The sequence below is a fragment of the Chryseobacterium sp. KCF3-3 genome (genome assembly GCF_045865955.1).
Taxonomy (GTDB): domain Bacteria; phylum Bacteroidota; class Bacteroidia; order Flavobacteriales; family Weeksellaceae; genus Chryseobacterium.
In genome coordinates, this window is sequence record NZ_AP035792.1 from 936,552 (window position 1) to 961,224 (window position 24,673).

The following is a 24,673-nucleotide window of genomic DNA, read 5'->3' on the forward strand; positions in this document are numbered from 1 at the left end:
AGACGTAAGAATATTTCAACTTCGCTCAATATTAGATTTTCAGCAAGGGAAAGTATCATTTTCGCACAGATCACACAAATCACACAGATTTTTATACTATTTAAAAAATTAGTGTGTGATAAAAAATATATTATACAATATAAAATTTTATCGAAGGTAAAATCCTCACGCCTTAAAGCAGGAACCATGTCAAAAAATTTGCGACTTTGCGTTTTCCAACATTAAAAATTTATAAAAAAGCGCAGCCCAAAATGAGCCACGCTTTCATTATCATTCAACTTAATAATATTCACAGAAATTTATCCTTCCCAGCTTTCCACTTTCAGGATTTCGATTTTTCTTTCTCCGTCTTTGAAAGGCCAGTTGATAATATCTCCTACTTTATACCCTACTACTGCAAGCGCAATATCCGACAGGATGGAATGTTTATTTTTTTTAAGCTTTTCTTTGGTAGACGCCACAAAAATATATTCGTGCTCAAAATCTAATGTATGGTCTTTTAATGTTACTTTTCTTTCAACCGTTACAATATCGGCAGGAAGATCTCTTCTCAGCACTTGTTTTGCCTTTCTAAGCTCTTCAGCTAATCTCTTTTCTTCTCCGATACTCACTTTTTTTCTTCTGAGTGTATCTTTTATAGCGTCATAAATTCCGGTGGTTACAATAATATGATTGGACATGTTCTTCATTTTTTTTGAATTAAAATGCAGTTATTCCTTGATGATCCAATGTAGAATACAGGCATATAATAGCCATCTTCTATAGAAAACTGCAAAAAAAGTAATACATAAAATCCGGAAAGATTCCCTGTCTTGGATCCTGACAGGGCTTAATTGATAAAGTCCTTAGAACTTTTCAGAAAAGAATCTGTATGAAGATAAAGTAAAGACAGCAGCAATCCTGACCGGCGATATTCTGCAGATAAAAAGATTGTTGCTGTCATAATCAATTATTATTAATTCAAACAAAGATACAGCTTAAAAACGGAATGTAGCGGCTGCACTTAAAGAAACTCTATGTAAACCTTCTTTTTGATCATCATCAAATTTATAGGTTACTCCGTTAAACTTCATTTTGTTCAGAGTACCGCCACTTAAACCAACTTTTGGCCCAATAAGGAAGTTTTTACTGATCTGATATCGGTAACCAAGATCAATTTCTGCCCCGAAAGTACTTCCTGTACCTTTTACATCTCCAGTTTTGGTAGTATAAGAAAGTACTCCCAATGCAATATCTGCAAATACTTTATGTCTGGTAGGCGAATTATCATTTGAAATAAGTCCGGAAACTCCAAAAAAAGTAATATTATCCTTTGTAGTCACAGGAACAGATACAGGCATTCCGTTTACATAGCCAAGCAAAAACCCGTCACTGGATGCGCTGTAATGAGAATATTTTAAACCAAGCCCAAACCCGTTATTTACCTCATAATGGGCTGCGATATCAAAGTTCAGTCCGTTTTTAAGGTCTTTTACATAGTCTTTTTCTTCCTTGCTAAGTCCGGAAATTGTTTTTGCTGTTCTCCATGCATATCCTACGGAAGGTCTGATAGAAAATTTCTGAGCGAAAGACATGGCGGAGATTGAGAATACTCCAGCCAAGATTATTTTTTTTATCATGGTTTTAAAATTTCCGGCAAAAGTAAAGTTTTCTGCTGGAGAAACCAATTAAAACCTGAAACGTCTGTTTTCTTTTTTGTCAGAAAGCTTTTTCTTATTATCCAGTCTTTTTTGTTTCTGTCCTTTTGAGGGTTTAGTTGCGGTTCTCTTTTTGGGAACAATGAGTGCTTTGTTTACAATTTCAATTATTTTTTCAATGGCTTTATTCTTATTCATCAGCTGTGTTCTGCTTTCAGAAACTGAGAGGAATAAAAAGCCATCTGCATTGATTCTGTTTTTCAGTTTATGCTGAATCAATACTTTTTCATCTTCATTAAAAAATTCTGAAGCATCTACTTTCCAAAGTACGGTAACGGCAGTCTCCACTTTATTCACATTCTGTCCTCCTGCCCCGCTGCTGCGGGAAGTTTTGAAGCTGAGTTCTTTTGAAAAGTCTTTCATTGTTTTATTTTTTAATCAAAAAATGATCTCAATACTAAAGGCTGGCATTAATACTTTTATACAGTTCTAATCTGTTGACCTTCCCATTGGGAGTTCTAGGAATTTTATTGATGAAAATAATTTCTTTCGGTCTGTGAAAGTTTTTCTCAAATGGAATTTCTGAGACTTTTTTTATGACCTCAGCAGATTCATCTCCTTCTAAAACCAATATCAATTTCTGACCCAAACTTTCATCCGGCAGTCCTACAAATATGGCTTCGTTCGGGAGTTCCTTTTTTACCAAAGCTTCAAGAGTTTCAGGAAAAATCTTTGCGCCTCCGGAATTGATCACATTATCAATTCTTCCCAGAAATTTAAACTGTTTTTCATCCTTAATATTAACTAAATCATTAGTCTGCAATTCTTCAGCATTTACATTCGGAGCAAAGATCTTCAGACAACCTCTCTCATCCAAAGAAATGGATACATTTTCAAAAACGGTAAAATAATCTTCCTGCTCAGGCATCAATTGTTTTAAACCAATATGGGAAAGGGTTTCAGACATTCCATAGGTTTCAAAAATACGGTTTGAAGCACTAAGGTTCATCTGCAGAATTTTACTTTTCAGGCTTTCTGAAACGGCGGCACCTCCAATAATCAGGTTTTTAATCAGATGAAGCTTTTCCAGTGAGTTTTCTACCTGAAGCGGTGTCATCGCACAAAAGTCTATTTCTTCATCCAGATCTTCAACAGGTTTTAAAGAAGGATCAGCGATTTTTAATTGTAATTTCCTTTCTATAGATCGCACAATCATCATTTTCCCAGAGATATATTCCACAGGCAGGCAGAGTAATGCGGTATCGCCTTCTTTTAATCCTAAAAAATTACAGGTCATGACGGCAGAGTTGACCATTTTCTTTTTTTCAATTTCAAAAATTTTCGGCACTCCTGTAGAACCTGAAGTCTGGACATTTACTCCTTTTTTTTCTGAAAACCATTCTTCCAGAAAAATTTTCACTTTCTTTTCAAATTCGGTACCGAATGATAATTGATTAATATTGAGATTATTGAAGTCTATCAGCATATTTTCCGTAAATAAATTCTACAGTAAATTTAAAAAAAATTTCAAAAAGTTCTTGTATATAAAGAAAAAAGCTGTAAATTTGCACCACTAAAACAAACAGACTCATGGTGTAGCGGTAACACTACTGATTTTGGTTCAGTCATCTGGGGTTCGAATCCCTGTGAGTCTACAAACCACTCTTTTTAAGGGTGGTTTTTGTTTTTTATTACTATCCTTTATTTCTGAACAAATTCAGAATAAATTATTTAAAAACTATAACTATGAAAAAACACTATTTCTTATTCTTTTCAATCATCAGTATTTTTCTGAATGCCCAAAGCTTTAGCCCGGATCCTACCTTCGGAAATGGCGGTTATTGTATGTTTGATAATTTTGATTTGATGTCTGATGCCGTATTGCTTCCGGATGGGCAATTCATTACGGCAACATCTACAGGTTCTATCACCATCAGAAAAGTAAACCAAAGCGGAATTCTTGACGCCACTTTCGGAGAAAAGAATTATGACATGGGCAGCAATTCACTGGATAAAAGTGAATCTGTCAAAAGAATGATTTTAAGCAATAATAAAATATTGATTTATGGAAGGGTAAACGCTACGCCAACTCACAGCTTATATGATTGGTTTTTAACGAGAATTAATCTGGACGGATCTCTGGACACAAGCTTTGGCACCAATGGTTTTACGACTCAATCTGTGAGTCAAAATGGTACAGTAAATGATTTTGCAGTAGATCAGAATGGAAACAGTTTCCTTCTTATTTCCAACATGGGTTCTTATATGGTAAAAGTAAACCAGAATGGTGTAATTGATAATAATTTCGGCACCAATGGAAAGTTATCGCTTAATACATTTTACCCTAAAAAATTCTACATACAAAATGACGGAAAACTGGTAATGGCGGGTACCAAAACCAACACTTTAACCAACACAGAGGATTCGTACATCGAGAGAAGGCTACCTGATGGAACATATGATACTACATTTGGTAATAATGGTTCTGTTTTTATTCCTAACACAGCCGGTTCTGTTGCTACCAATTTTGAATATAATTATACCGATAATTCTATTTTATTACTGCATAGTAAAAATGCCACATATAGAGATACTTTCTTTTTGTCTAAAATTCAAATTTCAGATGGCGCTTCTGTTTCCGGATTCTCCAATAACGGAAGAACACCTGATTATCATTTTACTACTGCGCAGCAATTGTCATTGGGACAAATTACCGTATTACCCAACTCAAAAATAGTAGTAACAGGAGGTATAACGAATATGTACAATGGTACCCCGAATCTTATTGCACAATTATTTGTAACAAGACTGAATGCTAATGGAACTGTAGATTATACTACTTCAAGTGCGGGCTTTCAATATTTTATGGCAGCACCTCCTACTACTTCGTTAAGAGCCGATTATATTCATAAATTGTTTAATCTGAATGATGGTTCACTTGTGCTTTGCTATTCCGGAGGCAGTGTAACACATGGTGATAAATCTTTTTTGACGAAGTTTAACAGTGGTTTTCTAGGAATTGACAATGTTTCTTTGAAAGATTATAATACTTTTACCCTTTATCCTAATCCAGCCGGGGATCATATTACCATACAAAATAAAAAACAGAGTAATGAAAGTTTTGAGTACAGTATTTTTGATATGTCCGGAAAAAAAATTCAGAGTGGTTTTTCAATATTCAATGAACAAATGAATATTCAGAAATTAGAAAAAGGGAATTATATGATCTGGTTTGAAACTAAAAAAGGAGACAAACAATCTTTAAAATTAATAAAGAAATAAAAAAACAGATATTTGCCTTACTTAAAATAAAAACCATCCTTTTCTAGGATGGTTTTGTTTATTGATTTAATAAAATTTATTTTTTTAGATCATCAATTTCTTCCTGGATAGATTTGATTCTTTCTCTTAATTCCTGACTTATTTTTCCCGGAATTTTTTTGACTTTTCTTAAATCCAGAGCGAGCATAATGGAAGCAATTCCCATGAAGATAAAAGCAACACCGGTAAGGGTAACCAATGAGAATCCTGTAAACACCGGATTAAATATGAGCAGTAGAGAAAAGATAATTCCTCCGACACTGGCAAGGGCTACATTTCCCCAACTCATTATTCTCATACTCTTCAGGTCAAATGCAAAACCTAATAATTGAAAAGAACGGAACAGCAAAGTAAATCCGATCACAAATGGAAGTACTGTCATTGAAATCTGAGGATTTGCGATAAGATAAACTCCTATTGCGGTTGTTAGTAATCCGCTTACCAAAAACCAGCCCCAACCCTGCAAGGATTTACTGTTTTGTAAGGAAAAGAATATCTCTGTAATTCCTGAAAACAGGAATGAAACACTGAAAAAAACAGAAAGGGTAACATACGTTGCTAAAGGTACACTGAATACATAAAAACCACAGATAAGGAAAAGAATTCCGAAGATTAATGGAATATACCAATGTTTTACTGTATTGGTAAAGGTTTGAAATAAATTGGCCATAGGTGTCTTTTTTGGTCCTGCCTACTTTTTGTAACGGTTTTCGGCTTCTCCGCAGGTATTTCAAACAGATTATAATATTCACCTGAATTTGAAATATAACCTCTTACCAATATACGAAAAATAACCGAAAAATCCTTTGGATTCTGTGATTTGTTATGATAAAAAAATCAGGTGGAATTAATTTATTCAATTGATTCTACCTGACTGATGTAAAAAAATTATTTTGTTATTTGAATTTATCTTGCTGGATTTCCGGCAGGTTGCTGTTGGGTTACACAGTGAACCATTCCTCCGTTTTCATACAGGTTTCTTACATCTATTCCTATTACTTTTCTATCCGGATACTGATCCTGGATAATCTTATTGGCAATGGTATCATTCGGATCTCCATAGTTAGGAACCAATACCACTGTATTAGCTACGTAATAGTTTACATAAGACCCTTTTTCGTCAAGTTGTTTTCCGTAGGCTGTTTTCACTTTGTTTTTGGTAGCAGGAACGTAAACTTTTTTATATTCTTTCCCGTTTACATTAGTGGCTGTATAAAGTGTATTGACATCTTTCTCCGAAAGCCCAAGATCAAGAAGGTCATCTTCTTTCATGGTAATCATGGTATTATGGTTGATAAATTTCATAAAACCATCGATGTGCATATCGGTAACATCTAATCCTGTTACTCCGTCCAGCCAGATCACTTTTGAAACTCCGTAGTAGGTTTCAAACATTTCTTCAGCTTCTTCCTGTGTGATATCTTTATTTCTGGTAGCTCCTTTTTTCTGACTGATGACTGAGCTTTTACAAGCCATTAAAACTCCGTTTCCATCCGTTTCCACAGATCCTCCTTCATTCACCATTTCTTCATTCAGGTCAATTACTTTTATACCCAGATCTGCTCCTATCTTTTGTGGAATTTCATCACAGTTTTCAAAATCAAATTTTTCGCCCCAGCCATTGAATCCCCAATCTTCAATGAGAACATTTCCTTTCTTATCTTTTACGAAAATAGGTCCGTTATCTCTGATCCATACATCATCGGTAGGATACACTTTGAAATCAACATTTTTCATTGGAACTTTATTCTCTTCCAAAAGGCGGATAATTCTGTTTTTCTCTTCATTATTATAGGCAATAATGTGAACTTTCTCACCCGACTGAAGGGCTTTTGTCATGTCTACCCATCTCTGTTCTACCCTTTTACGGTAAGTCATTCCGTGTTGATAATGATGCGGCCATTGCAGCCATGTTCCTTCATGTTTTGAAGATTCTTCGGGAAAATGATAGTCTGTCTGTGCCATATTGAATATAAAGCTCAATACTAAAGTGAGTGTGAATAATTTTTTCATATCATTAAAATTTCTTTCCTATAAATACACCGAAATTGGCATCGGTATCAAAATCGCTTCCTGTCTGGGAAATATTACTTCCTATCCCGAACTGCATTTTTTTCTTATTTTCTATTCCTAAACGGATAATCTGGCTGCTGGACTGATGTTCTTTAAAACTGAAATCGGATTCTACAATCAGCATACTGTAAAGATTAAGTCGTTCATTGATTTTCGGAGTATATTCCAGTAACGTATAAAGTCCAAGCCCAAATTCTTTTGCATCGGTGGAATAAGTAAATGCAGGAAATATATTGACAGCAAAAACATCATTTTCTTTTCCATACGCCACTCCTACAGACGGCATGATATCTTTATCCGAAAGATGAACTCCCGCAGAAACACCAAGATTCTTTACAATTCCATAATTGATATTCTGATAAAGCTCAGGATTAATTTTCTTTGATTCATAGTCGTAGCTAATAGTCCCTGAGGCGAAATAATTCCATTTTCTGCTAAAATCTTTATTATAAATTCCCAGAAGTTCGGTCTCTTTATTTCCACCATACGCCTGCACAGAAATCTGTGATTGGGCACAAAAAGGAAATAATAAGATAAGGAGAAATACATTTTTCATTCTATTTGTTTTTTAAGTTTCACATTGCAAGGTCATCATTGTGATGATTGACAGGTGCAAAATTAGGCCTCTCCAAAAAACAAATCTTGTCCTAAATTGACATTCTTTTCATACAGCGAAATAAATACAGGTGATCTTATTTCTTATTCTAATTTACTGAAAATAAAAACAAAAAAGGTGAAAATCAATGATTTTCACCTTTTTCAAAACATGTATAGATCTGTTCTGTATTTTTATTTTGGCTTGTATAATTTGTACATCACGAATAAAAAGCCAATCCATATAGGAATCAGAATCACCTGAATTTCCATTCCTGTAATGCTCATCAATCCTAAGATCAGAATTAAGAAAGCAATACAGATATAGTTGGATATCGGGTAAAATATAGATGGGAATTTTGATTGAATTCCTTCTGCATTGATTGATTTTTTAAACTTTAAATGGGTGTAGCATATCATCAGCCAGTTGATGATCAGTGTGGATACCACTAAAGCCATCAGGTATTCAAAAGCTTTTTCCGGAACTAATTTATTGATGATAATACAGATCCCGGCAAAACACGAAGAAATAATGATTGCGTTGGTAGGCACTGAGTTTTTATTCAGTTTTTTCAGGAATTTCGGAGCATTTCCCTGCTGAGCCAATCCGAAAAGCATTCTACTGTTACTATAGACACTACTGTTGTACACAGACAAAGCAGCTGTTAAAACAATCAGGTTAAGCACATTTGCGATCAATGTATTGAACTGAATTACTTTACCAAAAAGACTGAATTCAAGACCATTCAGATTCTGAAACACCATTACAAACGGGCTTGATCCTTCTGTAATATCTCTCCATGGACTTAATGAAAATAAGATAACCAAAGCTCCTACATAGAAAATAAGGATTCTATAGATCACCTGGTTGGTTGCCTGTGGAATGGTTTTCTCCGGATTTTTTGCTTCTGCAGCTGTAATTCCGATAAGTTCAAGACCTCCAAAGGAAAACATGATCATTGCCATTGCCGCAAATAATCCTGAATATCCGTTTTCTGTTTTATTAAATAATCCCTTTGGAAAAAATCCTCCGTCATTCCAAAGGTTAGTGATTGTTGCTTTTTCTCCTCCTGTACCACTTATTAAGAGGTATACTCCAAAAATAATCATAGCAATAATAGCGACTACCTTGATGATGGAAAACCAGAATTCTGTTTCTCCGTACACTTTTACAGAAGCCAGGTTAAGTGCATTAATGACTATAAAGAAGAATAAACTGGAAACCCAGAGTGGTATTTCCGGCCACCAAAAATGAATGTAATGGCCAATGGCGGTAAGTTCCGCCATACTTACCAGAATATAGAGAATCCAGTAGTTCCAGCCGGAAGCAAACCCTGGGAAATTTCCCCAATATTTGTAGGCAAAGTAGCTAAAACTTCCCGAAACAGGTTCCTGAACTACCATTTCACCCAGCTGACGCATAATAAAAAAGGCAATAATTCCTGCCAAAGCATAGCCTAAGATTACAGAGGGTCCTGCCAGTACTGCAGCAGGTCCAATTCCCAGAAATAAACCTGTTCCTATGGCACCTCCAAGGGCAATTAATTGTATGTGTCGATTTGTTAATCCTCTAACTAAAGTCTCGTTTTGTCCTGTTTTATTTTCGTTGCTCATTGAATGAATTATTCGGTCGCTAAATATATAAAAACTTTTCAGAGAAATTCACATTCCATGGGGTAAATTGAGAATTTACACGTAACGGGACAAGAAAAAAACCTTAGTTTGTAAAAAATACTTTTCCATTAGCTTCATCTGTTTAACAGAAGTTAATGAGGTGCTAACTTACCACTAAAAACAACTACTTAACCAACATATTCTGTACGTATTTTTTCACAGTATTGTAATGATATTATGACTTTAAAGAGACGGTATTAATGAATTTTACTGTAGATTTCCAGCAGTTCAACCAAATTGGTAATTTTTAATTTCTGATAAACCCGTCTTTTATAAGTTCCTACGGTGGATTCCTCAATGTCAAGAGCATTTGCAATTTCAAGGTTTCCATTTCCTTTTGCCAGAAGATTAAAAACCTGGAGCTCTCTTTCGGATAAATTTTCAATTGCTTTTCGCTTTTTATCTCCTTTCAGCAATTCACTCATGATCTCCGGAGTGTAATAATTTCCGTCTTTGAAAAGAGCTTCCACCGCTTTGACAAAATTTTCGGGATCACTCTGCTTATTCAGGAATCCATTAGCTCCTTCTTCAATGTATTGCAGTGCAATATTTTCTTTGTAAGAAGTGAATATGAGGATAAGAGTATCCTCAGAGATTTCTTTAATCTCTTTAACCATTGATTTGAGAATGCTTCCCGGAAGTTCAATATCCAAAATGACCAGATCATATTTTTCGGATTCAATTTTCTGTTTTGCTTCTCCATAGGTTTCTGCAAAATCAACTTCAAGGTGATTAAAGTTTTTCTCCAGAATCATAGCTGTTCCGATTCTTACCACATGATGGTCGTCTGCAATGAGTATTTTTTTTGTCATATTTTAATAAGGATTTTAATGAGGGTTCCTTTCGGAGTATTTTGATGAAAAGTCATTTCGGAATTCATCTTTATGAGCAGCTGAACAACCATATGAAGGCCTAAACCATAATTTTTAAAAATCATATGCTCATTCTCTTTTTTCTTAAACAAACCGGAATAATAAATCATCTGTTCATCAGACATTCCGGTACCGGTATCAACAATATTGATTTCTATATGTGATCCTGTAAAGGTTGATGTGATGGTAATTTCTCCGTCTGAAGTATTTTTCACCGCATTATCTATGACATTGTGGAAAACGGCCAGCATAACATTCTTATTAAGTTTAATCTTAAGTTGATGGTCACAAAAATTGTAGATAAATGTATTTTTCTGAGCTGCAATTTCTTCGAATAATAATCTTTTGGTTTCAATCAGATCATATACAGAATATTCTTCTTCCGCGCTATTCTGTTGTTTGGATAATTCTGTATATTCTTTAAGACTCAATGTAAATTTATACAGTTGTTCTGAAGTTTTATAAATGCTGTCAAAATATTTTTTCTGAGTTTTAGGATCTTCTGACTGGTTGAGTTCCTGGGAAAGAAGAGCAATAAACTTTACGGGTGTAGTAATGTCATGACTGATACTTTCGACCAGTTTTTTCTGATAATCGGATTCATTTTTTAACTTATTATTAGTTTCAAGCAGTTCTTTATCTTTATGATCAAGGGTATTTTTTAATACTTTATTTTTCAGTCTCAGAAAATTTGTCCTCATCTGAACAATCACCAGAATAATAAAAATGATACTACCTGCACTCAGGATTTTAAAGAATAAGGTTTGATAAAAATAGGCTTCCACTTCTACAGGGAATGTTTTATAAACGAATTTCCCGGTTTCGGAAGATAAAAACCTAACGAGAAGATGATAATTACCAGGTTCAATAGTAGCTATCCGGAATGTTTTATCACCTTTTATATTCACCCATGAACTGTCTTCAGTATCAAGTTTAGCCTGTAAATAAATATTTTCCAGATCTGAATAGTAAGGAACATCTATGTAAACTTCTGCATTTTTATAACCACATTCCAGAAACAGACTATTTTTCAGCTGAATCATCTTTCCTTTTACTCTTGCCCTTTCCAGATAGACATCCTGACTTCCTGGATAATAGGTTTTCATCTTTTCAGAATTAAAAAACACAAATCCTTCCATAGACGGAAATACAAATTGTCCATCTTTCAGCTTATGGGCACAGGGATTGGCACTTCCGTTGAATTCATTGTTCGACAGTCCTTGTTTTTTGGTGTAGCGATAATATGTGATCTCTCCTTTCGGAGCTTTCATATATTGTAAAAGAATATTTTTATTGACTTTAAACAACCCATTATTGGAAGAAATCCATAAGTTGGAATTCCTATCCTCCACCAAAGAATGGGCATTCGCCAGAAAATCATTTTTATCGGATGGAACTCTGACCGCTTTTTGATCTTTTATCAAATAAAGTCCTCTGTTGTATGTCGTAAACCAGATATTCCCATCTTTGGTCCGGATGATTTGTTTTACAGGAAGTCCTTTTCCGATCAGTTTCTCCGTTTTATTTCCAGTAAGAGAGTAAACGTAGATTCCGCCACTGCTTCCCAGATAAAGCAGATCTTTGTTATATCTTAAAACAGCATCTATATTATCTTTACAGGGAATAATTCGTTCAATTTCTTTAAAACGATCCTTCTTAAAAAGATAGAGATAAGATTCTTTTCCGCTGACAAGTGATGCCATATACAGTCCTCCACTTTTATACAGCCCATCAATTTCCTTATTTTGAAAAGAAATGGAATCATATTTTGTAAACCCTGTACTCTTATACCTTATATGAATAGCATTATTCTCCCGATAAACCAGATTCCCGGTGTTATCCTGCAAAATGTAGCGTTTATCATAAGATTGAGAAGCCGGAAATATTCTTTCTGAAGTATTCTGATAGTATCTTATTCCTTCCTGAGTAAGAACTGAGTTATCACCGTAAGGAATCCCTGCATAACAGACCTCATCCTGATAAGGTAATTTTTTTCTGGAAACAGAGAAATCAGACAGACTTAAAATTTTAAGCCCATTAATAGAACTCCCGATGTATAACTTCCGTGCTGCTTCATCATAAAACATCGCTCCGGAAATTTCTTTATCAATATCTTTATAGTCCAGTAGATAATTCAACTTCAGATTTCCATCCGAAAATTCACTTCTGTATATTTTACCATGACTGATGATGAATACCTGTCCGGTGATCTGCTGCCAATAGATTTTAGTATCAGCATCAGTATACATTAATGGAGCTTTGATATAGGAATATTTTCCCTGATACAACTGAAGTATCTTTTTATTATCAGCGTCAGGGATAAAAACATAATCTCCATGTATGAATAACCGTCTTAATTGATGATGAGCAAATTTCAGATCAACTTTTATATTTTTTTTACTTCTCTTATCAACATAAGTAATTCCGTTATTTTCAAAATAATAAGAGCCTGCACTCAATCTTATAAAATATGAGTCTATATAAGAAACAAACCTTACAGTAATATTATTTTTAACAAGCTGTTTATACACTTTCTGACGTACCGTACCTCCCAATTTAGAAATCCGATCGGATACAATAATATCGGGCTTTCGATGGGAAATCAGTAGAAAATCTTTTTCTGCTGCATTGCAAACCGTAATACTATCCTTTTGGATGTTTCCGAAAAAATCACCGAAGCTTAAATTTTTAAGTTTGAAATTATTATACTGTACAAAATTGCTTCCATCATACCGTACAATTCTCCCTTCCATAGACAACCAGATAAAACCATATTTATCTTTTACAATATCCTTGATACTGTTTTGAGGAAGACCATTATCCGTGTTATACCATTGGGTAGTATAGCTTTGCCCGTTGACACTTAGAAAAAACAGAAATGAAATAAAGTAGAGAAGCTTCATTCAGTAGGGCAGCGTTATATTTAAGACAAATATATTATAGAAAATTAAATTTATTGTAAACATTTATCCACAATTATGTGAATTTTTTTCTACATAATTAGATATGGATACTGTTTTCATTATAATAAATTTGAAAAACCAAACATTTGTTCCCTCATCAATGTCATGGTCATCAGGCATACTGAAAACACTGTCTTTTGTTCGCAAAAAAAATGATCTCCTTCTGTCCGGGGAGATCATTATTCTATGATAATTAAATGTAAGTAAAAGTGAAATTTTTATAGGCTATAAAAATTCTTTCGGAACAGAAATATTATTCTTTTTCATGTATTCCAAAAGGTTTTGGTATTTATCTTCATATTCATCGTTTCCACACTTATGCGAAATACTACAGATGTCTGATGGCTTGATATCTAAAATATTGGATATTTTAGTCAGTATCTCCAGGTTGATCTTCACCTTGGAATTCTCAATATCGGAATACGCCTTTTGGGAAATCCCCATTTCAAAAGCCATGTATTCCTGCGTAAGATCTCTACTCCTACGTATTTTCCTGATATTTTGTCCACATACTTTCATCGTTTTTGTTTTAGTAGTTTTCGGTATATTTTAGAAGATTAGCTATTAGCCTCCAACAAAGTTAATAAATACCTTTGGCAAAACATTATACACGTTACATGATATTTATTTTCGACATAAAAAAGACTTAAAAATAGAACTTTTTTCAGAGAAAATATCACTTCGGTAAACACTATTGGAATTTATGGAGACGCAAAAATTTAATTATGACAATAATATTGTCAGAGCATTCCTCTATGCGACTGTCGCATTCGGACTTGTAGGATTTCTGCTGGGGCTTACAGCTGCATTGATGCTTTTTTATCCTGAATTGCCTGAATTTTTATTCGGTACGGATGATACAACGATTAAAAGCTTAGCTTCGGGGAATATTCAGGGACTGATTAATACTCAGGGAGCGATGGGCTTCGGAAGAATCAGAATGCTTCATACCAGTGCGGTAATTTTTGCTTTCGTATGTAACTCTTTTTTCTGCGGTGCTTACTACAGTATGCAGAGACTTCTTAAAACCAGAATGTACAGTGATACCCTTTCATGGATTCACTTCTGGTCATGGCAGTTGATGATTGTGAGTGTGGTTATTACTTTCCTTATGGGAATCAATACTTCTAAAGAATATGCCGAACATGAATGGCCAATCGATATCTTAATTACATTCTCATGGATCATTTTCGGAATCAATATGTTCGGAACGATTGCCAAAAGAAGAGTGAGACATTTATATGTAGCAATCTGGTTCTATCTGGCAACCTGGATTGCGGTAGCAATGCTTCACATCTTCAATAATCTTGAAGTTCCGTTATCTTTCACAAGCTGGAAATCTTATTCTGTATATGCAGGTGTAAAAGATGCATTAGTACAATGGTGGTATGGGCACAATGCGGTAGCATTCGTATTAACCACCCCTGTATTAGGTCTTATGTATTACTTTATGCCAAAAGCAGCTCAGCGGCCGGTCTTCTCATACAAATTATCCATTATTCACTTCTGGTCGCTGATCTTTGTATACCTTTGGGCCGGGCCTCACCACCTGCAATATACAGCTTTACCAGCATGGGCTCAGGCTGTAGGAACAGGGTTCTCTATCATGCTGATTGCCCCGTCATGGGGAGGAATGCTGAATGGTCTTCTTACCTTAAGAGGAGCATGGGATAAAGTAAGAGAAAATCCAATTCTTAAATTCTTTGTAGTGGCTGTTACATGCTATGGTATGGCTACTTTCGAAGGACCTTTACTGGCAACAAAATCATTAAATAAAATTGGTCACTTTACCGACTGGGTGATCGGCCACGTACACATAGGTGCTCTTGGATGGAATGGTTTCATGGCATTCGGAGTGGTATACTATCTGGTTCCGATCATGTGGAGAACCTCCCTTTGGTCTAAAAAATTGGCCAACTGGCACTTCTGGTTAGGAACTTTAGGGATCATCTTCTACGCAGTACCTATGTATATTTCAGGATTTACACAGGGATTAATGTGGAAGCAATTCAATCCAGACGGAACTTTATTGTGGAAAAACTGGCTGGATACAGTAACTGCAATTATTCCATACTTTAAAATGAGATTCCTTGGAGGTGTTTTTTATTTATTAGGAGCTATTTTAATGGTAATCAATGTGATCAAAACGATTAAAGCGGGTTCATTCCAGAAAAACGTTCCTGCAGAAGCTCCGGCATTAGCCAACATTGGAAGCACAAGAAAAGAAGGCGAAGGCGTACACCTTTGGTTGGAAAGAACCCCTATGCTCCTTTCCGTATTAGCTTTCATTACTATAGCAATCGGTGGATTGGTGGAAATTGTTCCTACGCTGTCATTGAAGCAAAGTGTTCCGACAATTGCTGCCGTAAAACCCTATACTCCATTGGAGCTTGAAGGAAGAGATTTATATATCCGTGAAGGATGCAACTCATGTCACTCACAAATGATCAGACCTTTCCGTGATGAAGTGGTAAGATTTGAAGGAAAAAACGGGCAGTATTCCAAAGCGGGAGAATTCGTATACGACAGACCATTCTTATGGGGATCTAAAAGAACAGGACCGGATCTTCACAGAGAAGGAGGAAGAAACCCGGATTCATGGCACTTCAAACATATGTATAACCCAAGAATTACTTCTGCCGGTTCTATCATGCCACGTTTCCCATGGTTAATTACCAATAAACTGGACAAAACCCAAATGGTGGACAAAATGAAACTGATGAAAAATGCCTTCGATGTTCCTTATACAAAAGCTCAGATTGATTCTGCCAACCAATGGGCGGACAACCAGTCTAAAGCCATTGTACAGAGAATTTACGCTGAAGCAACAGATGTAAAAGATCAGATGATAAAAGAAAAAACAGCAAAAGGATCTGCCTATGTACCGCTTGAACAAAGAGAAATTGTGGCAATGATTGCTTACCTGCAAAGATTAGGTACAGACATTAAGACAACACAGGTACAAACCGCAAGCGTAGAGTAACATTTAAAATTAAACTGCAATGAAAACGAGAACCCCCATTTCAATATATATCGCAACAACGATAGGTTTAACGATCATGGCCTTTGAAATGTTCGCCAGTGATTCAGGATATTTTTCTTCTCCTTTTTTCTGGGCGTTGATATTAATCGCTACGATCCTGCTGCTGATCATGAATTCTATTGGAGATCTGGTGGAAAATGAAAGTTTCAGCAAATTATCCGAAGAAGAAAAAAAACAATATCTGGAAGAGAAAAAGGTTCCGTATTACCAGAAATTATGGAACTCTGCCTTCAAAAAACAAACGGCAACGGAAGAAAAAGATATTCTTATCGACCATGGTTTTGACGGTATTACAGAGCTTGACAACTCTCTGCCGAAATGGTGGATTGGTCTGTTCTGGTTCGGATGTATTTTCTGTGCAGTCTATCTGTTTGCTTTTTCTTTCACAGACTATGCTCATCCGGAAGCAGAGTACACCAAAGAAACAAAAACGATGTTAGCTTCCATTGCTGAGTATGAGAAAACTGCCCCTCAGATCAATCTGGAATCAGCAAAATACAGTGCAGATAATATTGCGGAAGGACAGGAACTTTTCAAAACGAATTGCGTTACCTGCCATGGAGACGCCGGAAAAGGAGGAATAGGTCCTAACCTTACCGATACTCACTGGATCAATATTAAAGAAAAAAGCTTATTTAAAAATGTTTTCTGGATGCTTGAAAACGGCTCTCCGAATAATCCTACCATGAGACCTTTCATCAAGGAAGGAACCATTACCGGAAGAGATGCTGAAAAGATTGCCGCTTATATTTATCACATCAACCAGGAAACTGCTCCTATCACTCCAGCACAAGGCGGTGCTGTTCCTCAGGGAGAAGAAGTGAAATGGGAAAACGGAAACAACTAAACTATTATCTATCATATAAACCACGCCACGCCCCCTTCAACACTACTAACATTTGAATTTCATTTTTGCTAACTAACCTTTTCAACATTAAAAAAATGATAAAAGGGGGCGTTTTTTACAAATAATAATCCTTACTTTGGCTGTCTTACTCAACTATTCACTTGACAACTACAAACTAGAAAATCCATAAAAAGATAGCCAAGGCAGGATTTTTGCATTCGCAAAAGGGTACCACAACAAAGACCAAATAAAATAGTATTATTATCTTTGTTAGAAACCACCTCGCATTTGAAACTGAAAATCAACACCACAAAACTTTTAAGGCGTATTGCAATAACCTTTATTTCAATATTGGTTCTTCTTACCCTGTTGATCCTAAGCTTAAGGCTTCCTGCCGTCCAAAACTTCATCAAAGACAAACTCATTGTTTATCTGGAGAAAAAAATCAAAACTCCTGTAAGCCTTGAAAGGGTTTATATAGGATTTCCCAACAGCCTTGTTATGGAAAACCTCTACCTTAAAGGACAGGATGTAGACACTCTTCTGGCCGTCAAAAAGCTGGATGTAGGACTGCACATGATGAAGCTTCTTAATTCTACGGCAGATATTACTTCAGTCAATATGGAAGGTGCGCGTGCTAATGTAGTACGGAAACCGGATGGCAAATTCAATTTTGATTATATCATTGATGCTTTTGCTTCCACAGATAAGGAAGAAAGTCCTTCCAAACCATTTATTATTTCCCTTGATAAAATCAATTTAAAAGATGTTGGGGTAACATTTAACGACCAACAATCTAAGAATGATATTCAACTTTATTTTAAATCGTTCGATACCCGAGTAAAAACTTTTGATCTCAGCAAAAACAAATATGCCGTTAATGATATCAATCTTGACGGATTAAAATTGAAATTAAAGCAGGGACTTGTAGAAGAAGTGGCGAAAAAGGTGGAGAAAAAAGTAGATTCTCTCAATGAAAAAAAACCGATGAGTATTGGTTTAAGAGGAATCAAGCTTACTCATTTCGACATTGATTATGGTGATGAAAATACCAAAACATTTGCAAAAGTTATCTTCAAAGAACTAAGCACAAAGGTCAACAAACTGGATCTTGAAAACAACGCTTACAATGTAGCCAATGTATTTCTTTCCGGGGCAGATATCAATGCCAACCTTTATCTTCCGGCTCAGAATGCCAATCCTAAAACAACAAAAGAACCAGAGGTTTCAAAAGCTTCCGATCAGGATAAAGCCATGAAACTTCTCTTAGGAAAACTTGTTTTAAACGATGTAAAAGTTAATTATAACAATACTGCCATTGCTCCAACTAAACAAGGAATGGACTTCAATCACCTCAATTTTTCAAAAATGAATGTAGAGGTAAGAAGCTTCAAAATGGAGAACAATACCTTTGCCGGAACCGTGAATTCGGCAGAAATCAAAGAAGGCAGAGGACTGGATATCCAGAAATTCAATACAGATTTTGTCTACGCAGAAAAGGAAGCGTACCTGAAAGATCTTTATCTTCAAACTCCTAAAACCCTATTGCGTGATGAGGTTATTTTAAATTATAACTCCATTGATCAACTTAGCAAAAACTTAGGTGCAGTAAAGATTTCAGCTAATATCAAAGATTCAAAAATAGGATTCTCTGACATTCTGAATCTGGTTCCGACTTTAAAAAATACGGTTCCGTTCAACAAATATCCGAACGCTATTCTCAATGTCAATGCAAATATAAAAGGAAGCGTGAATGATCTTTTAATTCAGGATCTTAAAGTTTCCGGGCTGGATCAATTGAGAGTAATGGCTTCCGGAAAGATCAAAAATGCGATGAATCCTGATCAGTTATATTATGATCTGAGAATCGGGGAGTTTTCTTCCAATGCCCAAACGATATTCAATCTTGTCCCTAAAAATACAATCCCTTCCAATATTTCCCTTCCTTCTCATTTCAGCATTAAAGGAAATGCAAAAGGAACGACGAAAGTGGTGAATACAGATCTTAACCTCTACTCTACTTTGGGGAATGCTGCCATCATCGCACAGGTAGACATGCGAAGAAAAAATCATGAATTGTATGATGTGAAAGCAAATCTTCAGGGGATACAGGTTGGAAAAATTATTCAGAATAAAGATATTGGTCCTATCACTGCACAAATTGCTGCAAAAGGAGAAAGTTTTGATTTTAAAAATGCCAATGCAGACTTAAAAGGCCATGTTGCTTCCGCTGTCTACAAAGGATATCGTTATCAAAATATGAACCTTACCGGAAAGATCAATAAAGGAGCTTATCATGTCATTTTAGATTCAAAAGACCCGAATGCCAGTTTACAACTGACCGCTTCGGGAGTTTATGATGAAAAAAATCCTACGGTAAAAGTGAATGGAGAAGTCATCAAACTGGATGTCAACAAACTTGGCTTCTATGAAAAACCGATGATTATTGCCGGAAAAATAGATGGGGATTTCACCAGCTTAGATCCCAATAATTTAAATGGATATCTAAACCTTAAAGATTTCGCGTTCTCAGACACGAAAGAGGTTTATCCTGTACAGGAAGTTAATCTGAAAGCTTCTTCCACAAATGATTCTACACAGATTATTTTCAATTCTCAGATCGCAGATGTGGAACTGAAAGGTAAATATAAACTGACTCAGATTTTTGGTGCTTTAACGAAAACTGTGAATCAGTATTACCAGTTCCAGAAACCGGATAACAAACAGAAAATTGATCCGGGACAACATTTTACATTCACGGCTAAAATCAAAAATGATGATCTGATCAGAAAGTTTGTGCCGGATCTGAAAGATTTTGAGACCATCAATCTTGTCGGAAATTATGATGCAGATTCTCAGAAAATTGAAATAGACGGGCAAATACCAAGATTATTATATGGTGAAAATACCATTGAAAAAGGCGCTTTAAAAGTCACCAATGAAAATGAGGCATTACAGTACAGCCTGAATGTTGCCGCTTTAAAAAGCTCAAGTTTTTCTTTAAACAAAATCAACATTGACGGAGATGTTGCAGACAATACCATCCGATACAATGTCACTACAAAAGACGAGAAAGATGCTACCCAGTTCCTTATTGCAGGAAATGCAAAATCGTTGAATGACATTACCGAAATATCTCTTAACCCGAATGGATTAAAGCTCAATTATACGGATTGGAATGTTGCAGAAAACAATAAAATCCAGATCAGCAGTAAAGGAATTCTGGCGGATAACTTCATCTTGTCTAATGGAGGAAGTGAAATTGCTGTACAGTCTGAAAGCAATAGCCCAAGCAGTCCTTTGAATATTTCGTTGAAAGATTTTAAAATCGAAACCATTACGGAACTTATTAAAAAAGATACGGTTCTGGCAAGAGGAACGATCAATGGTACAGCACAGCTTCGAGATGTTACTAAAAATATGACTTTCACTTCCGACCTGAATATTTCAGACTTAATTGTCTATGGAAGTCCTGTCGGAAATCTTGCAGTAAAAGTAAATAATGCTTCACCGAAGGTTTTAAATGCGGATATTGCCCTTTCCGGAAATAATAATGACGTAAAAATCCTTGGAGATTACAATACTTCTTCCAGTACTTTCGACCTGAATATGGCGATCAACCAGCTACAGATGAAGAGTATTCAAGGGTTTTCTATGAATGCCATTACCAATACGGAAGGCTATCTTTCAGGAAATTTAAAAATCACAGGAACTACAGACCAACCGAATATTTTAGGAAAAGTAAAATTCAATGATGCTGGACTGGAAATTGCAAAAACAGGAAGTGATTTCCGACATCTGAGTGATGAAATAGATTTTACCAGTCGCGGAATTGAGTTTGATAAATTCAAGGTCAAAGATAAAGACGGAAATGCTCTTGTAGTGGACGGGCAGGTTCTTACGCAAACGTACAGAGATTTCGCCTTTAATCTGGATGTAAATGCCAAAGACTTTAAAGTGGTCAATTCAGAAAAGACCAATGATGCTATGATGTATGGTATTCTGGCTATTGATGCCGGACTACATATCCGTGGAAATCTTGATCTTCCTAAAGTAGATGGTAAGCTGAATGTAGCAGACAACACAGACTTCACGTTCGTACTTCCTCAATCTTCTCCATCTTTACAGGAAAGAGATGGTATTGTAGAATTTGTGGATCAGGATCAGGTGGTTTTAAATAAAACAATTAAAGCCGATTCTCTCGACTCCAAAAGCCGCATCAAAGGAATGGATGTGAATGTCAACATTGAAGTCAGCAAAGAAGCCAAACTTTCTATTATTATTGATAAAGTAAACGGTGATTTTGTCAAACTTCAGGGAGAAGCAGAATTGACCGGTGGAATTGATCCTTCAGGAAAAATGACATTGGTAGGCGTTTATGAAGTTGAAAAAGGAAGCTATGATCTTTCTGTAAGTTTGCTTAAACGTAAATTCGATATTCAGAAAGGCAGTACGATCACCTGGACCGGAGAACCTACAATGGCTCAAATGGATATTACAGCGGTTTACAAAACCGAAGCCGCTCCTATTGACCTTGTAGAACAACAAGTAGGTACAGAAAATGGCGGAACTTCGCTCATGAATCAATTTAAGCAGAGAATACCATTCAATGCTTTATTGAAAATGAAAGGCGAGCTTCTGAAACCTCAGCTTTCGTTTGACATTACTACGGAGGAAAAGAATAATTCCATCTCCACGAATGTAAAAGATGTTGTTGATCAGAAACTTGCCCAGCTCAGAACTCAGGAATCTGAAATGAATAAACAGGTATTTGCTTTATTGCTTCTGAACCGTTTTATCGGGGAAAATCCATTTGAAAGCGGTGCGGGAATGTCTGCAGAAACCATGGCAAGACAGAGTGTAAGTAAAATTCTTTCTCAACAGCTTAATAATCTTGCTTCCGGACTGATTAAAGGAGTAGATCTTAATTTCGGTCTTGATTCTACGGAAGATTATTCCACTGGAGAGAAAAACACAAGAACTGACCTGAATGTAGATATCAGTAAAAAACTATTGAACGACCGTCTGAAAGTAACCGTGGGAAGTAATTTTGGACTGGAAGGCCAGGCTCGTCAGAATGAAAACATGACAAATATTGCAGGGAATGTTTCTGTAGATTACAGCCTTTCCAAAGACGGAAGATATATGCTTCGTGCTTACCGTAAGGATGAATATCAGGTGGCTCTTCAGGGGCAGATCATAGAGACCGGAGTAGGATTCATTATTACATTGGATTATGACAAGTTCCGGGAGATTTTCCAGAAATCTAAAGAGAAGAAGCCGAAAAAAAATCAAAATAACCAAGTGGTAGAATTTAAATAATGAGTAATAAGTTCCATATATATTGTAAGTATCTGTTGGTTTCCGGAATGGCATCCACAGTAGTCTCGTGCAGCAACACAAGGTTTTTGAAAGAAGGACAAATGCTCTACACGGGTGCCAAAGTAAAGATTGAAAACGATACAATTTCCAAAAAAGAAAAAAAAGATCTTCAGACGGCACTGGAAGAAAGCCTTACGCCAAAACCCAATTCTACATTTTTGGGGATGCGTCCCAAGCTTTATTTTTATAATATTGCTAAAGAGCCAAAAAAGGATAAAGGTTTTAATTACTGGCTTAAATATAAGATAGGTGAAAAACCTGTATTGTTAGGTGATGTAGACCGTGAGTTCAACAAAAATATCATTGAAAATTATTCTGAAAACAAAGGGTATTTCAATGCTAAAGCTTCTTATGATACGGTTTCAAAAAATAAAAAAGCTCAGGTTATTTATACCCTAAGACCAGGTTCAAGATACCTGATTGATGGTGTAAAGTTCCAGAAAGATTCTACATTGGTCAATCAGGAAATCCAGGGTTTAACAAAAAGGACATTTCTTAAAAACGGAAAACCATTTGATCTGGATGTCATCAAAGCAGAAAGAGAAAGAATTGATAATGGCCTAAAGGAAAGAGGTTTCTATTACTTCCATCCTGATAATATTATCGTTCAGGCAGACAGTACGGTAAGTAAAAATCATAAGGTAGAGCTTAACGTAAAACTGAAAGACAATACGCCGGATTTAGCAACGCAGCAATTCAGCATTAATAACGTTATTGTATTTCCCAATTACAACATCCAGGATGTAAAAGAAGGAAAATACAGTATCCCAATGGATAAAGATTCTCTTTCCAAATATGCTTTTGATGATATTTACGTTATTGATCCTCAGCATAAATTCAAACCGAAAATTTTTGACAGAGCATTATATTTCAAAAAAGGTGATCTTTATAATCGCTCCAATCATAATCTTACGCTAAACCGATTGATCAGCCTTGGTGTATTCAAATTTGTAAAAAATGAATTCATTGTATCAGATTCGCTAAGTCATAAGTTTGATGCGTATTATTTATTAACTCCAAGACAAATCCAGTCACTTCGTCTGGAAGCATTGGGAAGAACAAATTCTGCCAACTATGCAGGTAGTGAGCTGAACCTGAACTGGACTCACCGGAATTTCTTCAGAGGGGCAGAACAATTCAAAGCAGCCATCTTCGGAGCTTTTGATTTCCAGATGGGAGGAAGTCAGGATGCCAATAATATTTTCCGTGCAGGAGCGAATGCACAGCTTTCCATTCCGAGAATTGTAGCGCCTTTCCGTTTTCATTCTTCCAGTGAATTTGTTCCAAGAACGAATATCACATTGGGGTATGAGTTTCAGAACAGAACAAAATATTATACGCTTAATAACTTCACCGCGTCATTCGGATATCTGTGGAAAGAAAATGCCAGAAAAGAACATGAACTGAAAGTCATTGATATTACATTAGTTTCTCCTGCAAATGTTACAGAAGAATACAAAATCAAATCAGCTGAAAATCCTGCCATGCAAAGAATTGTAGACAGACAGCTAATCTTCGGCCCTACCTATTCTTTCACGTATACCAACACCATGCTTCCCAAAACGAATACCGTTTATTATAAAGGAACGCTTGATCTGGCAGGAAATATCACAGGGTTGGCTACAGGAGCTGATGTAAAAAAAGATAAGGAAAAGAAAATATTTGGGATTCCTTTCAGCCAGTATGTAAAGATTGAAAATGATTTCAGATTCTATCATAAGTTTACTGAAAAATCTTCCCTGGCTACAAGATTTATCGGAGGAATTGCTTATCCCTATGGAAACTCAGAATTCATTCCTTTCTCCAAGCAGTTTTTCTCAGGAGGAAGTAACAGTATCAGAGCATTCCGTGCGAGGACATTAGGCCCTGGAAGTTTTGACCCGAGAACTTTAGAACCAGGTACTTACTTTGACCAATCCGGAGATATCAAACTGGAATTAAATGCGGAATACCGCGCCAATCTTTATAAATTTTTAAATGCTGCCGTTTTTGTAGATGCCGGAAATATCTGGTTGCTTCACGACGACAAAGACAGACCAGGAGCTAAGTTTTCAAAAGACTTTTTAAATGAAATTGCGGTGGGAGCCGGAGTAGGTCTGAGACTGGATTTTTCTATCCTGATTCTAAGACTGGATCTTGCGATGCCACTGAGAGTTCCTTACTATCAGAAAGGGGACAGATGGGCCTTCGATAAAATTAATTTCGGAGACTCAAGTTGGAGAAAAGATAATCTTGTTTTAAATATTGCCATCGGATATCCATTTTAA

16 protein-coding genes and 1 tRNA gene are annotated in these 24,673 nt (G+C 35.9%); 6 read left to right on the forward strand and 11 right to left on the reverse strand.

Annotated elements, in window-relative coordinates; translation table 11 throughout:
- Nucleotides 1–299: 299 nt before the first annotated feature.
- The 4 genes from ACKTTZ_RS04185 to ACKTTZ_RS04200 all read right to left on the reverse strand — a co-directional run bounded on the left by ACKTTZ_RS04185 (nt 300) and on the right by ACKTTZ_RS04200 (nt 3,123).
- The gene (locus ACKTTZ_RS04185; protein WP_034697379.1) at nt 300–680 is read right to left on the reverse strand and encodes a GreA/GreB family elongation factor; all 381 of its coding nucleotides are present in this window, start codon (nt 678–680) and stop codon (nt 300–302) included.
- 297 nt (nt 681–977) lie between these two features.
- Nucleotides 978–1,619 (reverse strand): hypothetical protein, encoded by a 642-nt coding sequence (locus ACKTTZ_RS04190; RefSeq protein WP_407847495.1) that lies wholly within the window; start codon nt 1,617–1,619, stop codon nt 978–980.
- 48 nt (nt 1,620–1,667) lie between these two features.
- A complete protein-coding gene (gene arfB, locus ACKTTZ_RS04195) occupies nt 1,668–2,060 on the reverse strand; it encodes an alternative ribosome rescue aminoacyl-tRNA hydrolase ArfB (protein ID WP_034697375.1) in 393 nt (130 codons plus the stop codon).
- A gap of 34 nt (nt 2,061–2,094) precedes the next feature.
- The gene (locus ACKTTZ_RS04200) at nt 2,095–3,123 is read right to left on the reverse strand and encodes an AMP-binding protein (RefSeq protein WP_407847497.1); all 1,029 of its coding nucleotides are present in this window, start codon (nt 3,121–3,123) and stop codon (nt 2,095–2,097) included.
- 98 nt (nt 3,124–3,221) lie between these two features.
- On the opposite strand from ACKTTZ_RS04200, the gene ACKTTZ_RS04205 reads away from it, so the two are divergent.
- Both ACKTTZ_RS04205 and ACKTTZ_RS04210 read left to right on the forward strand, forming a co-directional pair.
- A tRNA-Gln gene (locus ACKTTZ_RS04205) sits at nt 3,222–3,292 on the forward strand.
- 91 nt (nt 3,293–3,383) lie between these two features.
- Complete coding sequence (locus tag ACKTTZ_RS04210; protein ID WP_156106491.1) at nt 3,384–4,919, forward strand: T9SS type A sorting domain-containing protein; 1,536 nt, start codon at nt 3,384–3,386, stop codon at nt 4,917–4,919.
- Nucleotides 4,920–4,995: 76 nt separating this feature from the next.
- On the opposite strand, the gene ACKTTZ_RS04215 is transcribed toward ACKTTZ_RS04210, so the two are convergent.
- The 7 genes from ACKTTZ_RS04215 to ACKTTZ_RS04245 form a co-directional block, all read right to left on the reverse strand.
- Nucleotides 4,996–5,628 (reverse strand): HdeD family acid-resistance protein, encoded by a 633-nt coding sequence (locus ACKTTZ_RS04215; protein ID WP_253317771.1) that lies wholly within the window; start codon nt 5,626–5,628, stop codon nt 4,996–4,998.
- A 236-nt stretch (nt 5,629–5,864) separates the two neighbouring features.
- Nucleotides 5,865–6,971, reverse strand: a complete 1,107-nt coding sequence (locus ACKTTZ_RS04220; RefSeq protein WP_407847500.1) for an agmatine/peptidylarginine deiminase — start codon at nt 6,969–6,971, stop codon at nt 5,865–5,867.
- A gap of 4 nt (nt 6,972–6,975) precedes the next feature.
- Nucleotides 6,976–7,587: a hypothetical protein gene (locus ACKTTZ_RS04225; protein ID WP_407847502.1), complete on the reverse strand. Its 612-nt coding sequence runs from the start codon at nt 7,585–7,587 to the stop codon at nt 6,976–6,978.
- 233 nt (nt 7,588–7,820) lie between these two features.
- On the reverse strand, nt 7,821–9,239 hold the full coding sequence (locus tag ACKTTZ_RS04230; protein WP_034696101.1) for an amino acid permease: 1,419 nt from the start codon (nt 9,237–9,239) through the stop codon (nt 7,821–7,823).
- A gap of 257 nt (nt 9,240–9,496) precedes the next feature.
- A complete protein-coding gene (locus ACKTTZ_RS04235) occupies nt 9,497–10,111 on the reverse strand; it encodes a response regulator (protein WP_407847504.1) in 615 nt (204 codons plus the stop codon).
- On the reverse strand, nt 10,108–13,074 hold the full coding sequence (locus ACKTTZ_RS04240; protein ID WP_407847506.1) for a sensor histidine kinase: 2,967 nt from the start codon (nt 13,072–13,074) through the stop codon (nt 10,108–10,110). The genes ACKTTZ_RS04235 and ACKTTZ_RS04240 overlap by 4 nt, the downstream gene beginning before the upstream one ends.
- Nucleotides 13,075–13,359: 285 nt before the next feature.
- Complete coding sequence (locus ACKTTZ_RS04245) at nt 13,360–13,653, reverse strand: helix-turn-helix domain-containing protein (RefSeq protein ID WP_034696104.1); 294 nt, start codon at nt 13,651–13,653, stop codon at nt 13,360–13,362.
- A 184-nt stretch (nt 13,654–13,837) separates the two neighbouring features.
- Here ACKTTZ_RS04245 and ccoN point away from each other — a divergent pair, with 184 nt between their 5' ends.
- The 4 genes from ccoN (at nt 13,838) to ACKTTZ_RS04265 (ending at nt 24,673) form a co-directional block, all read left to right on the forward strand.
- Nucleotides 13,838–16,117: a cytochrome-c oxidase, cbb3-type subunit I gene (gene ccoN / locus ACKTTZ_RS04250; protein ID WP_034696205.1), complete on the forward strand. Its 2,280-nt coding sequence runs from the start codon at nt 13,838–13,840 to the stop codon at nt 16,115–16,117.
- Nucleotides 16,118–16,136: 19 nt separating this feature from the next.
- Complete coding sequence (locus tag ACKTTZ_RS04255) at nt 16,137–17,024, forward strand: cbb3-type cytochrome c oxidase N-terminal domain-containing protein (RefSeq protein ID WP_034696105.1); 888 nt, start codon at nt 16,137–16,139, stop codon at nt 17,022–17,024.
- Between the two features lie 288 nt (nt 17,025–17,312).
- The gene (locus ACKTTZ_RS04260; protein WP_253317775.1) at nt 17,313–22,346 is read left to right on the forward strand and encodes a translocation/assembly module TamB; all 5,034 of its coding nucleotides are present in this window, start codon (nt 17,313–17,315) and stop codon (nt 22,344–22,346) included.
- Nucleotides 22,346–24,673 carry a BamA/TamA family outer membrane protein gene (locus ACKTTZ_RS04265; RefSeq protein ID WP_034696106.1) on the forward strand — a complete coding sequence of 776 codons (2,328 nt, stop codon included), beginning with the start codon at nt 22,346–22,348 and terminating at the stop codon, nt 24,671–24,673. The genes ACKTTZ_RS04260 and ACKTTZ_RS04265 overlap by 1 nt, the downstream gene beginning before the upstream one ends.

Bases quoted from the DNA above. Each gene is read 5' to 3' on its own strand.
- ACKTTZ_RS04190 (WP_407847495.1), bottom strand. From the start codon at position 1,619: ATGATAAAAAAAATAATCTTGGCTGGAGTATTCTCAATCTCCGCCATG.
- ACKTTZ_RS04240 (WP_407847506.1), bottom strand. From the start codon at position 13,074: ATGAAGCTTCTCTACTTTATTTCATTTCTGTTTTTTCTAAGTGTCAAC.
- arfB (WP_034697375.1), bottom strand. From the start codon at position 2,060: ATGAAAGACTTTTCAAAAGAACTCAGCTTCAAAACTTCCCGCAGCAGC.
- ACKTTZ_RS04185 (WP_034697379.1), bottom strand. From the start codon at position 680: ATGTCCAATCATATTATTGTAACCACCGGAATTTATGACGCTATAAAA.
- ccoN (WP_034696205.1), top strand. From the start codon at position 13,838: ATGGAGACGCAAAAATTTAATTATGACAATAATATTGTCAGAGCATTC.
- ACKTTZ_RS04215 (WP_253317771.1), bottom strand. From the start codon at position 5,628: ATGGCCAATTTATTTCAAACCTTTACCAATACAGTAAAACATTGGTAT.
- ACKTTZ_RS04220 (WP_407847500.1), bottom strand. From the start codon at position 6,971: ATGAAAAAATTATTCACACTCACTTTAGTATTGAGCTTTATATTCAAT.
- ACKTTZ_RS04200 (WP_407847497.1), bottom strand. From the start codon at position 3,123: ATGCTGATAGACTTCAATAATCTCAATATTAATCAATTATCATTCGGT.
- ACKTTZ_RS04225 (WP_407847502.1), bottom strand. From the start codon at position 7,587: ATGAAAAATGTATTTCTCCTTATCTTATTATTTCCTTTTTGTGCCCAA.
- ACKTTZ_RS04235 (WP_407847504.1), bottom strand. From the start codon at position 10,111: ATGACAAAAAAAATACTCATTGCAGACGACCATCATGTGGTAAGAATC.
- ACKTTZ_RS04255 (WP_034696105.1), top strand. From the start codon at position 16,137: ATGAAAACGAGAACCCCCATTTCAATATATATCGCAACAACGATAGGT.
- ACKTTZ_RS04245 (WP_034696104.1), bottom strand. From the start codon at position 13,653: ATGAAAGTATGTGGACAAAATATCAGGAAAATACGTAGGAGTAGAGAT.
- ACKTTZ_RS04230 (WP_034696101.1), bottom strand. From the start codon at position 9,239: ATGAGCAACGAAAATAAAACAGGACAAAACGAGACTTTAGTTAGAGGA.
- ACKTTZ_RS04265 (WP_034696106.1), top strand. From the start codon at position 22,346: ATGAGTAATAAGTTCCATATATATTGTAAGTATCTGTTGGTTTCCGGA.
- ACKTTZ_RS04210 (WP_156106491.1), top strand. From the start codon at position 3,384: ATGAAAAAACACTATTTCTTATTCTTTTCAATCATCAGTATTTTTCTG.